The sequence below is a fragment of the Halorubellus salinus genome, from assembly GCF_020567525.1.
Classification (GTDB): Archaea; Halobacteriota; Halobacteria; order Halobacteriales; family Natrialbaceae; genus Halorubellus; species Halorubellus salinus.
On record NZ_JAJCVI010000002.1, the window covers coordinates 493414 to 508758 of the forward strand.

Consider the following 15345-nt stretch of genomic DNA (forward strand, 5'->3'; position numbering starts at 1 on the left):
ACACAAGACACTTGTAGTTTCTCTCGAATGTCGGTGACGTGCGAACCGAGTCCCTCCTCCTCGGCGTGGTCGCGCTCGCGGTCGTCCTCGGCGTCGGCGTCGCCGTGGGCGTCCCCGGCGCGCTCGACCCGCCCGAGGACACGCCCGACCGCCCCGAGCGGCCTCCGCTCGTCGACGTCGTCGAGATGACGATCGCGCCCGGTGACGTCGGCGGCGAGAACGCCACCCTCCGCGTCCGACCGTTCGTCGCGCAGCGCGGTGGTCCCGCGAGGAACGTCACCGTCCTCCTGCGCGCCGTCGACCACGACACCGGGTTCGTCTCGGCGACCCAGCGCCTCTCGTATGGCACGCTCGACGGCGACGTCACGCGGAGTCGCGAGGGCGCGCTGACGGTCGCTCGTCAGGGCGGCTACGACGTGCAAGCCATCGTGTACGTGAACGGCACGCGCGTCGAGACGGGCGTCCGCGACGTCGACGGCGTCGGCACGCTCACGCCCGACTACCGCGACACGCCCCTCCAGTTCCAGGAGTTCGACGCGGGGCTACCCGTCATCGAGTACACCATCGACGCCGTGGAGGACAACCGGTCGACGCTGTCGGTGTCGACGTACCTGACGAACACCGGCGACGGGACCGTCGACGACCTCGAACTCGTGCTGACGGCGCGCCAGAACGGCTCGAACGTCGTCGCCGACCGGACGACCGTCCAGGTCGGCGCGGTCGGGAGCGGGAAGACCGTCCAGCCGACCGGCGAACTCGTCGTCCCGGACGACTACAACTACTACCTGGACGCGGTCCTGTGGCGCGACGGCACGGTCGTCGCGACCGCGCGCTCCACCGCGAACCTCGCACCCGGCACCGGCCTTCGGGTGGACGAGAACACCAGCGGTGACGACGACGGCTTCCAGGCGAGCGACTTCGAGTCGACGGACTCCGAAGGCGAGGAACCCACGGAGACGCCGATGACGGAGTCCGGCGGTTCCGGCGGCTCGCCAGGGTTCGGCGTCGCCGTCGCCGTCGTCGCGCTCGTCGCCGCCGCACTCACCGCGAGGGCAAGACAATGACCGACGATTCCACCACGACGACCGACTCGACGCGGAACAGCCACGTGGACGACGACTCGATCGACCGCCGAGACGACGTCGCGGAGCGCGACGACCGCGAGTCTCGCGGGCGCTCCCGGAGCGGGTTCTTCGGCGGCGACCTCTACGAGCGCCTGCAGTGGCTGGCGCTCGTCGTGCTCGTGCTCGTCGCCGTCGCGACGCTGTTCTCGTTCTACACGAACGTGACGCGACTCATCACCATCTGGGCGAGCCGGAAGTACGAGCCGGCGCTGCAGGCGGCGTTCGCGCTCGCGGTGCTCGCGAGCGCGCTCGCTGGCATCGTCTCGCTCTCCCGGAACCTCCGGTAACCCCTACCGGATTCGGGGCAAGGGTCAAAGTCCCTCCCGCCGAACTACGGGGTGATGAGAGCGAAGCGGGAGTTCCGTGACCGCGACGACGTGTCGGTCTCGGTGCTCGACGCCCTGGTCGAACGTGGGGAGGAGGGGATGACCGTCTTCGAACTGCGGTCGCACGTCGACGCCGGAATCGACGAGATAGAGCCGGCGCTGACCGAGTTGAAGGACGACGACCTCATCGAGGTCGACCGGTCCGGCGGGCAGACGCTCCTGAAACCCGATCCGCGCGTCGTCCCGGAGGACCCGGAGGACGACGAGCCGTCGCTGTTCGACGCGCTCCGCGACAAACTCCCGTTCTGAGTGGCGAGGCCGTCCGTTCCGCGGCGTGGGCGCGAGTCGCGTCACTGCGCGCGCCGGGACCGTACTGGTTTTGCCGTTCGGGCGTCCACGCCTCCACATGACCATCATCGATGACGTGCACGAGGCTCACGGGGCGACGTTCGTCGAGCGAGGGGGTCGGCGCGTCGTCCGGGATTACGGGCGGCCGGCGCGGACGGCGATGGCGGTTCGGCACGTCGTCGGCGCGTTCGACGCGGCGTACGGCGTGGTGACGGTGTCGGGGAGCGACCGCCGGGAGTTCGTGAACGACGCGGTGACGAACGTCGTGCCGCGCGAGGACGGCGAGGGCGCGTACGCGCTCCTGTTGTCGCCGGAGGGCCGCGTTCGCACGGACATGTACGTGTACGAGGCCGACGGCCGGTTGCTGTGTTTCACGCCGCCGGGGCAGGCGGGGTGGCTCGCGGAGGAGTGGGATTCGCGGACGTTCGTGCAGGACGTCGACGTCGAGCGCGCGAGCGACGAGTTCGCGGTGTTCGGCGTGCACGGCCCGAAGGCGACCGAGAAGGTCGCGAGCGTCCTGAACGGCGCGGGGACGCCAGCGGAACCGTTGACGTTCGTTCGCGGGTCGATGAGCGACGCGGGCGTGACCGTCGTCCGGAACGACGGGCTCGCGGGCGAGGAGGGCTTCGATGTCGTCTGTGCCGCGAGTGCGGCCGAGCGGGTGTGGGAGACGCTCCTCCATCACGGGAACAACGCGACGCCGTTCGGGTACGCGGCCTGGGAGACGTTGACGCTCGAAGCCGGGACGCCGCTGTTCCAGACGGAACTCGACGGCCGGGTGCCGAACGTCACCGGCGTCCGGAACGGCGTGGACTACGAGAAGGGGTGTTTCGTCGGGCAGGAGACGGTGGCGCGCGTCGAGAACGTCGGCCAGCCGTCGCGGCGACTCGTCGGCGTCGAACTCCCGGGCGTCGCGGACGACGACGCGCTCCCGGGTGCGGGGGCGACCGTCAGCGTCGACGAGGACGCGGTCGGCGAGGTGACGCGGGCCGCGTGGAGTCCGCACCGCGAGGCCGGTATCGCGTTCGCGCTCGTGCCCTACGATTCCGACGCGGGGCGCGTCACGGTCGAGGTCGCCGGTGGCGACGGCGACGAGGCGAGCGAGCGTGCCGAGTCGGACGCGGTCGTCGACGGCGAGGTCGTCGCCCTCCCGTTCGTCGAGGGCAGCGACCGGTCCGCGCGACTCCCGACCTACGATTGAAGACCGCCGCGTTCCCGCTCGCGCGGCGGTCGGAACCGCCAGCGCGACCGCAGGGGCCAGCCGAACCGCAGTCGGTGGATTTGAACGGTCGAGACCGGTGAGCAAGTTTATCTATCGCGGTATCTAGATTTCACGTATGTCTACCACCCCCACCACGCGCCTCTCCACGGGGGTCGAGGGGCTCGACGACGTTCTCGAAGGCGGCCTGGTCCCGAACCGAGCGTACCTCCTGCGCGGCGGCCCCGGGATGGGGAAGACCATCCTCGGCGAGCACTTCCTCACCGCGGACGACGCCGGCAGCTCGCTGTTCGTCTCCCTCGAGGAATCCACCGAGAACCTCCGGGCGAACGCGGCGAGCGTCGGCATCGATCTCACCGACGTCCACGTCTTCGACTTCAGTCCGGACGCCGACCGGTTCGGGGACGGCGGCGCGTACGACGTGTTCGCACCGGGGGAGCGCGGCCCGTCGCTCTCGGAAGGCATCCGCGACGCCGTCGAAGCGCACGACCCCGACCGGGTGTTCGTCGACCCGCTGTCGCGACTCCGTCAGTTCACCGCGGACGACAGCGCGTTCTACGAGGAGGTCGGCGCGTTCACGTCGTACGTCCGCGACGCCGACGCCACGCTCCTGTTCTCGACGCAACCGACGACGGCGTCGCCCGACGAGGACCTGGAGTTCGTCGCCGACGGCAGCATCGAGCTGTCCAGCGAACGCAAGGGCCGGACGGTCCGCGTCCGCAAGCACCGCGGCGGTTCGTTCCAGTCGGGCGCGCACACCGTCACCATCGACGACGACGGCATGCACGTGTACCAGAAGCTCGTTCCCGACGACGGAGGCCGCGAGTTCGACGCGCGGATGGAGTCCACGAACGTCGACGCGCTCGACGACCTCCTCGGCGGCGGTATCGCGCCAGGGACCGTCACCGTCATCAGCGGCGCGACCGGCGTCGGGAAGACGACGACCGCGACCCAGGTCGCGGTGGCGGCGGCCGCGCGCGACGGACGGTCGGTCGCGTACCTCTTCGAGGAGGACGAGCACACGTTCGGGCATCGCGCGGAGGCCATCGGGATGCCGGTCTCGGCGATGCTCGACGACGACGCGCTCGCCGTCGAGCCCGTGGAGGCGCTCGCGGTGTCGCCCGACGAGTTCGCCGCGGGCGTCTGCGAGGAGGTCGAGGAGCGCGGCGCGCGCGTCGTCCTCATCGACGGTATCGCGGGGTACCGGACGGCCATCCGTGGCGCGGACGACGACCTCGTCCGGGAGCTCCACGCGCTCTGCCGGTACCTCCGCGGGATGGGCGTCACCGTCCTGTTGACCGACGACGTCCACACCGTCACGGGCGACTTCGAGCCGACGAGCGAACGCATCAGTTACCTCGCGGACAACATCGTCTTCCTCCGGTACCTCGAACACCGCGGCGAGCTCCGGAAGGCGATCGGCGTGCTGAAGAAGCGCTCCAGCGACTTCGAGCGGACGCTCCGCGAGTTCGCGATAACGCCGTCCGGGATCGTCATCGGCGACCCCCTCAGGGACCTCCGGGGTATCCTGTCGGGGATGCCGGAGTGGTCGAGCGAAGATGAGTGATGGCTCGAGCGACCGGTCGACGTCGAACGCCGACGACGCCTGGCTGACGACGGACGCGTCGACGGTCGTCGTCGGCGTCGCGGACGCTGGCGTCCGCCGGTCGCTCAAGTCGTGGTTCACCGACGAGGCGTACGACGTCCGGGTGGCGTCGCCCGACGACCTGCCGCCGGACGGCGACCTGTACGTCGTCGACGCGGGCGCGCTCCGAACCGCCGCACCCCAGATAGAGCGCCTCAAGACCGCGTCTGCGGTGTTCACGCCGTGCCTGCTCGTCGCCGAAGGCTCGCGCGGGGAGCGCATCGCGGCCAGTACGGACCAGGTGCTCGAGGTCGTCGACGACGTCCTGGAGACGCCGCTGCGGACGCCGTCGCTGAAGCGTCGCGTCGACAGCCTCCTCCGGGCGCGAGTGCTCGCCGAGCAACTCCGAGAGCGTTCGCGCGAGTACGAGCGCCTCGTCGAACTCCTCCCCGTCGGGTTGTTCGTGCTGGACGACGCCGGGACGGTGACGTACGCGAACGAGCGCGCCGGGTCGCTCGTCGGCGTGGGCGCCACGGCGGTCGCCGGCCGGTCGTTCGCGACGTTCGTGCGGCCCGCGGACCGCGACGCGGTCGCGTCGTTGCTGGCGGTCGACGGTCCGTCGACGGCGACGGTCCGCTTCCAGTACGACCTCGCCGTCGAGAGCGCGAACGCGTCGGACAACGTCACGGCTGACCGTTCGGGCGACCGCATCGTCGAACTCTCGGCGGACGTCGTCGACGACGAGACGACGCAGGTGCTCGCGCAGGACGTCACCGAGCGGGAGACGCGCATCGAACGCCTCCGCGTGTTCGAGCGCGCGGTCGGCGAAGCCCGCGTCGGCATCTGTATCGCGGACGCGAACGCCGATGACCTCCCGCTCGTGTACGTCAACGACGAGTTCTGCGAGGTCACCGGGTACGACCGCGACGCCGCGCTCGGCCGGAACTGTCGGTTCCTCCAGGGCGAAGCCACCGACTCGGCGGTCGTCGACGAGATCCGCGCGGCCATCGAGGTCGGCGCGCCCGTGTCGGTGACGATACGGAACTACCGCGTGGACGGGACGCCGTTCTGGAACGAACTCGACATCATGCCCGTCACGGACGGCGACGGCACGGTCACGCACTTCCTGGGGTTCCAGCGGGACGTCACCGAGCGCCGCGAGCGGATGCGGTTGTTCGAGCACCTGCACGCGGCGACCGAACGATTGCAGGGTGCGCGAACGCCGACCGACGTCGCGGAGTCCGCAGTCGAGTCCCTCCGGGACATCCTCGAGCTGGACGTCGTCGCCTGCTGGTTCCCGAACGACGACCGGACGCGCCTGGAACCGGTCGCAGTTGCCGGCGTGGACGAGGCCCAACCGCTCGAACCCGGGTCGAGGGACTGGGCGGCGTTCGTCGAGCGGGCGAACGTCACCGAGGTCCCGGTCACGGACCACGAGACGGACGCGGAGACCGGGCTCGTGTTCTCGCTCGGCGACCACGGCCTCATCGGCGCCGCCGACCCGGACCGCGAGTACACGCAAGCGGTGCGGGACGCCGGGCACGCGTTCGCCGACCACGTCACGGTCGCGCTCGACCGCGCCGAACGCGAGGCCGAGCTCGCCGCGACCACCGCGGACCTGGAGAACACGCTCGAACGCATCAAGGACGGGTTCATCGCGCTCGACACGGACTACGACATCACGTTCGTGAACAAGCAAGCGGAGTCGCTGCTTCCCTACACCGCCGCGGAGCTGCAAGGCAGGAACCTCTGGGAGGCGTTCCCGGAGGAGGTCGGCGGGACGTTCTGGACGGAGTACCACGAGGCGCTCGAGACCGGCGACTCGCGGACGTTCGAGGCGTACTACGACGAACTCGAGCGCTGGTTCGAGGTGACGGCGTACCCGAGCGACGACGGCCTGACGCTTTACTTCCGGGACGTCACCAGCCAGCGCGAACGCAAGCGCGAACTCGAACGCTACGAGACCATCGTCCAGACCGCTGGCGACCCGATCTACACGCTCGACGAGGACGGCTACTTCACGAGCGTGAACGACGCGTTCGTCGACCTCACCGGGTACGAGCGGGACGACGTCGTCGGCGAGCACGCACGAACCATCTTCTCGGAGGCGGACGTGGCGGCGTGCGAGCGCGTCATCGGTGACCTCCTCTCGAAGCAGTCGGGCAGGGAGACGGTCGACGTCGACGTCGTGACGCGGTACGGCGACCAGCGCGACTGCGAGGTCGCCATCGCGCCGCTCCCCGGCGAGGACTTCGGCGGGACCGTCGGCGTCATCCGCGACCTCACCGAGTTCAAGGACAACGAGCAGCGGCTCGCGGTCCTCGACCGCGTCCTCCGGCACAACCTCCGGAACAACCTGAACGTCGTCACCGGCCGCACGAGCGAACTCCGGGACCACGAGGACGAGGCAGTCCGCGAGTCCGTGGCGGCGGTCGAGGAGGCCGCGTCCGACGTCCTCGCGATCGCGAACAAGGCGCGGGCGTTCCAGCAGGCGCTCGAGGACGCGCACTCGTCGCGGGAGACCGTCGACATCTGCGCGGTCCTCGACGAGGTGGTCGCGGCCGTCGCGGCCGCGAACGAGCGGGCGTCGATCGCGTGCGAACTCGACGTGGACGACTCGCTGTCGGTGCGCGGCAACGAAGCGGTCGAACTGGCACTCACCGAGCTCGTCGAGAACGCGGTCCTCCACAATCCCGACCCGAACGCGTCGGTGCGCGTGACGGTGAGTCGGAACGGCGACGAGGCGCGCGTCGTCGTCGCCGACGACGCACCCCTGATCCCCGAGCAGGAGGTCGCGGTGCTCGAGTCCGACGTGGAGACGCCCCTCGAGCACGCGAGCGGGCTCGGCCTCTGGCTCGTCCGCTGGACCGCGACGTCGTTCGGTGGGCGGCTCACGTTCGACTGCACGCCGGAGGGGAACCTCGTCACGTTCGTGCTCCCGGTCGCCACCGAAGACGGCCCCGAGGAGTGAGACGGCGCCCCGGCGTCGACTGACCGCGCCATCGCCCGGCGGGAGCGCCGTCTCAGACGTCGCGGACTCGCGCGCTCCCGTCGCGCTCGCGTTCGAGGACCCGGAACGCGCCCGGGGTCTCCACGGTCATCGCTTCGCCGCCGCGCTCGCCGACGTTCTTCTTCGTGACGTCCTCGCAGACGACGTTCCCCTTCCGCGTCACGCGCTCGTGTGGCGTGTGCCCGACGACCTGCTCGGGGGCGTCCGCGGGCAGGTGCTCCCAGCTGAGCCAGAGCGGCCCGGCGTCCGATCCTTTCGGGTGGTCGCTGCCGGCGCGACTCACCCATTCGTCGTCGAACGCGCGCTCGAACGTCCGATACGCGTCGGCGTCCGTGCCGACGACGTCCGCGACCGACGCCGCTATCCGCTGGAACGCGTCGTTCGCTCGCGCCGGGTCGAGACCGTCGGCCGCACCAGCGTGACTGTACGTGTACGAGTAGCCGTCGTACGCGACCGCGAGGTCGCCGTCGGCGACCGCGTCGAAGAACGACCGCCGGGTCGCGTCGTCGACGCGGTCGCAGTACCAGTCGGTCGACCCGACGCCGCCCGCGAGCACGAACTGCTCGTGGTTCCCACAGTGGTACCGGACGTGTCCGTCAGGCGCCTCGCGCTGGAGCCGTCGGACGGTCTCGACGACGCGCGCGCTGTCGCCCCCGCGGTCGACGAGGTCGCCGTTCGCGACGAGGACGTACTCGCGGCCGTCGCGACCGCCCGCCCAGTGGAGGTCGCCGTCGGCGTCACGCTCGACGAGCGCCGCGAACTCGGGGTGGTCGCCGGGGAGCGAGAGCGCCGACGCGAACGAGTCGTAGTAGCCGTGGACGTCCGACAGCGAGAGCACCGTCGGCGGGGACCGCTCGTCGTTGGCGAGCGCGACCACGGTGTCCCGCGGCGAGCCAGCAGCGTCCGGCATCGTCACGACCGCCCGAGCCAGCTCGCGAGGTGCTCGCGCGAGAACACGCTCGTCGGCCGGTCCATGTGCACGCCGATCTCGCCGGAGAACGCCTTCAGGCCGACGCGCTGGACGGGTTCGGGGAGCGAGTACGCGCGCCGGATCCAGTGCCCGAGGCGGATCTCGGTTGCGAGCTCGTCGCGCCACGCCGCCTCGTACGCACCGAGCGTTCCCGGTCGGTCGGGCTCGATCTCGCGGGCGGCGTGGTCCGCGCTCCGCATCCCGTAGAGGATGCCACCGCCCGTGAACGGCTTCGTCTGCGCGGCCGCGTCCCCGACGAGGAACCCGCGGTGGCTCGTCACCGAGTCCGCCGGCCCGACCGGGATGAGGCCCGAGCAGCGCTTCGCGACGTCGACGTCGTATCCCGTCGCGCCGACGAGGTCGTCGAACAGCTCGTTCACGTCCGGACCCGGCGAGGCGGCGAGTCCGTACTCGACGCCGGCGTCGCCGCGCGGGATGCGCCACGCGAAGAACTCCGGCATCGTCAGGTGGACGTCGACGCGGTCGCCGTGGTCGACCTCGTCGCTGAACCCGAGGACGCCGTGCAGGAGCTCGTCCGGCTCCGGGAGGTCGAGGTCCCGGCGCACTCGCGACGTCGGGCCGTCACAGCCCGCGACCATCTTCGCCTCGACGTCCGCGACGCCGTCCGGGCCGCGGACCGTCACGGTCACCGACTCGTCGCCCTCGTCGACGTTCGTCACGGTGTGTTCCTCGCGGACCTCGGCGCCAGCCTCGCGCGCCAACTCGGCGAGGTGGCGGTCGAGGCCGACGCGGTCGATGACGTTCGACACGACCTCGGTCTTGTAGAAGTCCTCGAAGTCGCTCCCCGGGCCGTCGACGTGGAACCGCGCGCCGTACACCTCGTTCTGGAGGAGTTCCTCGCGAGCGCCCTCACCGGCGTACTGCCAGACGTCCCCGGAGACGTGACCCGAACACGCGAGCGGCTCGCCGAGCCGGCCCTGTTCGAGCGCGAGCACGTCGTACCCGGCGTCGGCCGCGCGCCGCGAGAACCGCGCTCCGGCAGGACCGACGCCGACGACGACGAAATCGTACATACACGATGACAGCGAGGCGAGCAGTAAATCCTTCCCGGTTGCACGCGCCGCCGAACGCTTCAGACGGCCACCAGTCCGCGCGCGGTCCCGCCACCCTCCTCGAAGGGGAGGTCGACGTCGAGGCGCGTCCACGCGTCGCCCGCGTCGGTCGTCCGGTACAGCCCGCGGTTCGAGACGGCGTAGAACGCGCCCGCGTCGTCGCCGGCGGCGAGCACGGGGCGCGTCGTCCCCGTCGGTTCGGGGAGACCGTCCATCGCGCGCTCCCAGGGCTCGTCGCCGCGCTTCCGGTACACGTGGGTGTCCGCGGTCGCCGGCGAGTGCGCACTTCGGGCTCCCGTCGCAGCGCTCACGAGGCGCACGTCCGGGTTCGCGGGGTCGACCGCGACGCTCCAGCAGTACCGATGCTCGAGGCCGTCCTGCGGGTGGTCCCACGCGTCGCCGTGACGCGCGCTCTCGGCGTACCCGTCACCCGCGGCGGCGTACACGCGCCCCACGGCGGCAGGATGGGTCGCCATCGCGTGCGTGTCCCGTCGCGCCCCCGGCGGTCGCTCGCGGAACGACGCCGTCCCGTCCGCGACGTCCAGCACGACGAGCGCACCCGCCTCCACCGCGACCAGCACGCGCCCCTCGCGGTGCGGGTCCGGCTCCAGCCACCGCACGTGATGCGTGTGTGGCCGCGGCGGGAACGCCCACTCGTCGCTCGACGGGAGTTCGACCAGTCCCGGCAGGTGCTGGAAGGACTCGCCGCCGTCGGTCGACCGGTAGACGCGCGACGGCTCCGTCCCCGCGAACACCACGTCCGCGTCCCACGGCGCCACCGCGACCGCCGTCACGTGCGACGCATCGGCGCCGTCCGCGGCCGGCCCGAGCGCGACGCGCGACCAGGACCCGCCGCCGTCCGTCGTCCGATACACCCCCGCGCCCGCCGTCCCGACGAACGCTCGCCCCGGACGCGCCGGCGACGCCGCCACGGACTCCACGCGGACGACGTCGGACTCGATGTCCTCACCCGCGTCCACCCCAAGGACGAACGCCTCCTCGACCACTGGCCCCGTCGGGTCGACGACCGCCACGCGACGGTCGGTCGCGAGATACAGCATACCACGACTCACGAGACGCGACCGGAAAAGCGCCGCGCTGCGGGCGACCCGTCGACGAACCGCCGGTCAGGGGAGGTCGCCGTTCGCGAGGATCTGCGAGGCGGACCCGTCCGGCGTCGTCCAGAGCACGAGCACCTGCTGGTCGCTCGCGAAGTCACCGCTAGCGCCAGGGTTCGAGTCCTCGAGCACCCACTCCTCGCCCGGGCGCCAGACGTCGTCCCCGCTCGGCGGTGTGGACGTCATCCAGGACAACGTCCCGCTGCTCACGTCCGTCCCTGCGTACTGGACGGTGACGCGCGCCAGGTCGATGTCGTCCCCGCCGTCGTGCTCGATGACGAACCGCTCGACGCTGTCGCCCGAATCACCCCAGCCGTCCGTCGACCCTTCCTGGGCGTCGTACCGAAGGGAGACGTCGGGCACGGACGTCGTCGTGCTCGCGCCGAGCACGAACACGCCGACGACCGCGGCCATCGTGACCGTGATACCGACCATCAGTATCACGCCGATGACTGGCGATACCGCGTCGTCGTCCGCGAGCAGGCCCCCGAGTTCCATGGTCGATGCACTGGACGGTTTTTCGTCCGTTCGATAGAGCACACGAACGCATCGTTAATATAGCTACCGAATATTCGGAATTAAAACCCGGGTGGCAACGAAATCCGGACGGGAAAGACTGCCTGAGAACTCAATCGGGTTTTCGTAATCCGGGCGAGGGCGCCGCCGTCGCCCCAGACCCATCGCCGTCGCTCCGAACGTTCAAGTACGAACCCGCGGCGAACCGCGGCATCCACTGACCACGACCCCGGCGCGGCCACGACGGGAGCGCGGCGCACCGCCCGGGACCACCCAGCGCCGCCTGCTCGCCCTCCCATCTCGCCAGCGGCCTGCTCGCCGCTCAGTCGTCGGTCGCCGGCGCCGCCTCGACCTCGTCGTCGTCCGCGTGGTCCATGTCGCGCGTCTCCGGCTCGACGCGCTCGCCGCGCGGCCCCTCCGCCTCGACCGCCGGCAATAGGTCCCGGAGATAGCGGCCCGTGTGCGACGCGTCCGTGCGCGCCAGCTCCTCCGGCGTCCCCGCCGCGACGAGCTCGCCGCCGTTCTCGCCGCCCTCGGGGCCGAGGTCGACGACGTGGTCCGCGTTCTTCACGAGGTCGAGCTCGTGCTCGATGACCACGACCGTGTTGTCGTTGTCGACGAGTCGATGCAGGACGTCGATGAGCTTCTTCTCGTCCGCAGAATGCAGGCCCGTCGTCGGCTCGTCGAGCAGATAGAGGGTGTTCCCGGAGTCCTTCTTCCCGAGCTCCTCCGCGAGCTTGATGCGCTGGGCTTCCCCACCTGAGAGCGTCGTCGATGGCTGCCCGAGCCGCATGTAGCCGAGGCCGACGTCCTTCAGGAGCTTCAGGCGCCGCCGGAGCCGCCCGGAGGACTCGAAGAAGTCGTACGCCTCGTCGACGCTCATGTCGAGGACGTCCGCGATCGTGGCGTCCTTGTAGGTCACGTCGAGCGTCGCGTCGTTGTACCGCGCGCCGTCACAGGCTTCGCAGGGCACGTAGACGTCACTGAGGAAGTTCATCTCGATCTTCACGGTCCCCTGGCCGCCGCACTCCTCGCAGCGCCCGCCCTTCACGTTGAACGAGAACCGGCCCTTCTCGTAGCCGCGTTGCTTCGAGAGCTTCGTCTCCGCGAACAGCTCGCGGATGTAGTCGAACACGCCCGTGTACGTCGCCGGGTTCGACCGCGGCGTCCGCCCGATGGGGCTCTGGTCGATGAGCCGCACCGTCTCCACGTCCTCGATGCCCGTGATGTCGTCGTGCTCGCCGGGATTCACGCTCGTGTTGTCGTTCATGCGCCGAGCGAGGCCCTTGTAGAGGACGTCGTGCATGAGCGTCGACTTCCCGGACCCGGAGACGCCCGTGATCGCGGTGAACGACCCGAGCGGGAGGTCGACGTCGAGGTCCTTGAGGTTGTGCTGGCGCGCTCCCTCGATGGTGAGGAACGCCTCCGCGCTCCGGCGCTGTGCCGGTACGGGAATCTGTTTGCGGCCGGCGAGGAAGTCGCCGGTGGTCGAGTTCTCCGTGCCGACGATGTCGTCGTAGTCGCCCTGCGCGACCACTTCACCGCCGCGCTTCCCGGGGCCGGGCCCCATGTCGATGACGTGGTCGGCGCGCCGCATCGTCTCCTCGTCGTGCTCGACGACGATGAGCGTGTTCCCGAGGTCGCGGAGTTCCTCGAGCGTGTTCAGGAGGCGGTCGTTGTCGCGCTGATGCAGGCCGATACTCGGTTCGTCGAGCACGTAGAGGACGCCGACGAGCCCGCTCCCGATCTGCGTCGCGAGCCGGATGCGCTGGCTTTCGCCGCCCGACAGGGTCGCGGCTTCGCGGTCGAGCGTGAGGTACTCGAGCCCGACCTCGGTCATGAACCCGAGGCGCGCCCGGATCTCCTTGAGGATCTCCTCGGCGATCTTCGTCTCGCGCTCGTTCAGGTTCGCCTCGACGCCCTCGAAGTGCGCGAGCGCGTCCCCGATGCTGAGTCGGTTCACGTCCGCGATGCTCGTCCCGTCGACGAGCACCGCACGACTCGCGGGCTTGAGTCGGGACCCGTCACAGGCGGGACACTCGGTGACGCTCATGTAGTCCTCGATGTGGTCGCGCGTGGAGTCCGAGTCCGTCTCGAGGTAGCGGCGTTCGAGGTTCGGGATGACGCCCTCGAAGCGCTTCTCCTTCCGGCGCGTGCCGTTCTTCGTCTGGCGCTTGAACACCACCTCCTCGCTGGTGCCGTAGAGGAACGCCTGCTGGACGTCGTCGTCGAGGTCCTCGAACGGCGTGGACAGCGAGACGCCGAAGTGTTCGGCGACCGCGTCGAGGCGCGTCTGGTAGTACGACCGGTTGTAGCTCCACGCCTCGAACACGTGCTTGAGCGGTTTCGTGGGGTCGACGACGACGCGAGATTCACTGACCTCCTTCGTCTCGCCGATGCCTTCGCACTCGGGGCACGCACCGTGGGGCGAGTTGAACGAGAACGACCGCGTCTCGATCTCGGGGATGTCGATGCCGCAGTGCGTGCACGCGAGCGCTTCGCTGAGTTCCACGACGAGCCGGTCGTCGCCGCCGGCGTCCTCGGTGTCGTCGCTAGCGTCACCGAGTGCGCCCGTGGAGCGGGCCGCGGACCCGCCGAGCGCTTCCGCCGCGCCCTCCGGGGGATCGGGGACGACGACCTTCACGACGCCGTCGGCTTCCTCCAGGACCGTTTCGACGGAGTCCGTGATGCGCGGTCGCTCGTCGGTGCTGACCTTGATGCGGTCGACGACGACGTCGATGGTGTGGTCGTAGTTCTCGTCGAGGTCCGGGCGGTCCATCGTGAGGTCGTACGGTTCCCCGTCGACCTCCACCCTGGCGTAGCCGTCGGCGACGAGCCGGTCGAACTCGTCCTCGAACGCGCCCTTCTGGTCGCGGACGACGGGCGCGCAGAGCTTCGCCTTCGTCCCTTCGGGGAGTTCCATGATGCGGCTCACCATCTCCTGGGCGCTCTGTTCGCCGACCTCGCGACCGCACTCGGGACAGTGCGGGATTCCGACTCTCGCGTACAGCAAGCGGAGGTAGTCGTGGAGTTCCGTGACGGTCCCGACCGTGGACCGCGGGTTGTTCGCCGCGGCCTTCTGGTCGATGCTGATCGCGGGACTCAGGCCTTCGACGGTCTCGACCTGGGGTTTGTCCATCTGGCCGAGGAAGTTCCGCGCGTACGCCGACAGCGACTCGATGTACCGACGTTGCCCTTCGGCGTACACGGTCTCGAACGCGAGCGAGGACTTCCCACTCCCGGAGAGCCCGGTGACGACGTTGAACTGCTCGCGGGGGATCTCGACATCGATGTCCTTGAGGTTGTGTTCTTCCGCGCCGCGGACCTCGATGTACTCCTTTGTCATTGGCGGTAGACAGTGACTGCACCAGTGAAGGGTTGTCGGTTGCGTTCGATGCGGTGGGGTTCCGCGTCCGGTCACCACGTCCATCGATTTAAGTTGGTTACTCGGGCAATGGTCGGTATGGACACAGACCGCACGTACGACATCCAGGGATTGGACCTCGTGGACGACCACTACACCGTCGAGCAGGCGTTCATCCGGAACAAGTACAAGGCGATGGATTCCCGCGGGAACGTCCTCATCCGCGGGAAACAGAAGATGTTCAAGATGAAGGAGGAGTTCCCGTTCGTGGACGCGGACGGGAACGAGGTGTTCACCGTGAAGGCCGGTGGCATCATCGACGTCGCGGGTAACTACGTGTTGACGGACGCGCAGACGGGCGAGGACCTCGTCATCCTCGACAACGACTACAGCATCCTCCAGGACACGTGGAAGATCCGGGACGCGCGGACGGAGGCGAAGCTCGCGGAGATCAACTCGCGTGGCGCGCTCGTCACGCTCGCTCGGAACTTCCTGCCGTTCGGCGGGTTGATCCCGCACAAGTACGAGATAACGGACCGCGACGGCGACCACGTCGGGAGTATCGAGGGCCAGTTCTCGCTGAAGGACCGCTACGAGGTCCACATTGACGACGCGAGCGACGTCCCGAAGGAACCCGTTATCGCGGCGGCGATGGTCATCGACGCCATCCAGGGGAACTGAACCGGCGCGTT

The 15345-nt window shown here is 69.8% G+C and carries 12 protein-coding genes; 7 read left to right on the plus strand and 5 right to left on the minus strand.

Going from position 1 to position 15345, the window contains the following annotated elements; translation table 11 throughout:
- Window positions 1–38 precede the first annotated feature (38 nt).
- From LI336_RS20360 to LI336_RS07005, 6 genes are all read left to right on the plus strand, one after another.
- Window positions 39–1064: a DUF7490 domain-containing protein gene (locus LI336_RS20360; RefSeq protein WP_227132210.1), complete on the plus strand. Its 1026-nt coding sequence runs from the start codon at window positions 39–41 to the stop codon at window positions 1062–1064.
- Window positions 1061–1411: a DUF8060 family membrane protein gene (locus tag LI336_RS06985; RefSeq protein WP_227132213.1), complete on the plus strand. Its 351-nt coding sequence runs from the start codon at window positions 1061–1063 to the stop codon at window positions 1409–1411. The genes LI336_RS20360 and LI336_RS06985 overlap by 4 nt, the downstream gene beginning before the upstream one ends.
- Window positions 1412–1465: 54 nt before the next feature.
- Window positions 1466–1759 carry a DUF6432 family protein gene (locus tag LI336_RS06990; protein ID WP_227132215.1) on the plus strand — a complete coding sequence of 98 codons (294 nt, stop codon included), beginning with the start codon at window positions 1466–1468 and terminating at the stop codon, window positions 1757–1759.
- 97 nt (window positions 1760–1856) lie between these two features.
- Window positions 1857–2999: a CAF17-like 4Fe-4S cluster assembly/insertion protein YgfZ gene (gene ygfZ / locus LI336_RS06995; protein WP_227132217.1), complete on the plus strand. Its 1143-nt coding sequence runs from the start codon at window positions 1857–1859 to the stop codon at window positions 2997–2999.
- Between the two features lie 136 nt (window positions 3000–3135).
- Window positions 3136–4584 carry an ATPase domain-containing protein gene (locus tag LI336_RS07000; protein ID WP_227132219.1) on the plus strand — a complete coding sequence of 483 codons (1449 nt, stop codon included), beginning with the start codon at window positions 3136–3138 and terminating at the stop codon, window positions 4582–4584.
- A complete protein-coding gene (locus tag LI336_RS07005) occupies window positions 4577–7573 on the plus strand; it encodes a PAS domain S-box protein (RefSeq protein ID WP_227132220.1) in 2997 nt (998 codons plus the stop codon). The genes LI336_RS07000 and LI336_RS07005 overlap by 8 nt, the downstream gene beginning before the upstream one ends.
- A 52-nt stretch (window positions 7574–7625) precedes the next feature.
- On the opposite strand, the gene LI336_RS07010 is transcribed toward LI336_RS07005, so the two are convergent.
- The 5 genes from LI336_RS07010 to uvrA form a co-directional block, all read right to left on the minus strand.
- Window positions 7626–8522, minus strand: coding sequence for a metallophosphoesterase (locus tag LI336_RS07010; RefSeq protein ID WP_227132222.1), 897 nt, complete (start codon window positions 8520–8522; stop codon window positions 7626–7628).
- Between the two features lie 2 nt (window positions 8523–8524).
- Window positions 8525–9616: a geranylgeranyl reductase family protein gene (locus LI336_RS07015; protein WP_227132224.1), complete on the minus strand. Its 1092-nt coding sequence runs from the start codon at window positions 9614–9616 to the stop codon at window positions 8525–8527.
- A 59-nt stretch (window positions 9617–9675) separates the two neighbouring features.
- Entirely contained in the window at window positions 9676–10716 is a 1041-nt protein-coding gene (locus tag LI336_RS07020; RefSeq protein ID WP_227132226.1) for a beta propeller repeat protein, read from the minus strand.
- A 66-nt stretch (window positions 10717–10782) separates the two neighbouring features.
- Window positions 10783–11271 carry a type IV pilin domain-containing protein gene (locus LI336_RS07025; protein WP_227132227.1) on the minus strand — a complete coding sequence of 163 codons (489 nt, stop codon included), beginning with the start codon at window positions 11269–11271 and terminating at the stop codon, window positions 10783–10785.
- 340 nt (window positions 11272–11611) lie between these two features.
- Complete coding sequence (gene uvrA / locus LI336_RS07030) at window positions 11612–14635, minus strand: excinuclease ABC subunit UvrA (RefSeq protein ID WP_227132229.1); 3024 nt, start codon at window positions 14633–14635, stop codon at window positions 11612–11614.
- Between the two features lie 117 nt (window positions 14636–14752).
- On the opposite strand from uvrA, the gene LI336_RS07035 reads away from it, so the two are divergent.
- Window positions 14753–15334 carry an LURP-one-related/scramblase family protein gene (locus LI336_RS07035; protein WP_227132230.1) on the plus strand — a complete coding sequence of 194 codons (582 nt, stop codon included), beginning with the start codon at window positions 14753–14755 and terminating at the stop codon, window positions 15332–15334.
- The last annotated feature ends 11 nt before the right edge of the window (window positions 15335–15345 follow it).